Annotated in this window: 1 pseudogene; it reads left to right on the top strand. The window is 55.0% G+C overall.

The window, feature by feature from the left end:
* A pseudogene (locus ACR1XY_RS24870) lies at positions 1-582 on the top strand (DNA mismatch repair endonuclease MutL); the annotation flags it as partial.

Raw genomic sequence — 582 nt, 5'->3', positions numbered from 1 at the left:
GATTTTCTAAGTCGCGATCGCCACCCCGCTGCGGCACTCTTCATAGACTGCGACCCCACCCTGGTGGACGTCAACGTTCATCCTGCGAAATCTGAGGTTCGGTTCCGCGACCCCGGTGTGGCCCGTGGATTGATCGTTTCGGCTTTGAAGCATTCTCTGGCTGATGCAGGGCATAGGGCGTCAACCACTGTTTCTGATGCAACACTGGGTGCAATGAGACCAGAACCAATTAGGTCTGGCCCAGCCCGAGTCTATCAAATGGATCGGCCATCCAAAGCGGCGCGGACGGCGGCATTCCAGGCTCAAGCTCCCGCGTTTGAAGTCCTTGCCAATGAGCTGAGTGGAAACACTCCGGAGCGCAGCGTTCAAGAAAGTTCTCCCGCATCTGAGCCAGCACCTATCCAAGAAGCTGAAGTGCAAACAGAAAGCCTTCCGCTTGGTGCTGCTCGCGGGCAGGTGCATGAAAACTATATTATCGCGCAGACATCTGATGGCATGGTGATCGTGGATCAACATGCGGCACATGAAAGACTGGTTTACGAGAAACTTAAACACCAGATGGCGAAAGATGGCATCGCAGCC

This window comes from Ruegeria sp. AD11(2025), assembly GCF_056542405.1.
Note: the sequence above shows the minus strand (reverse complement) of the source record. Positions and strands in the feature narration are given on the sequence as shown.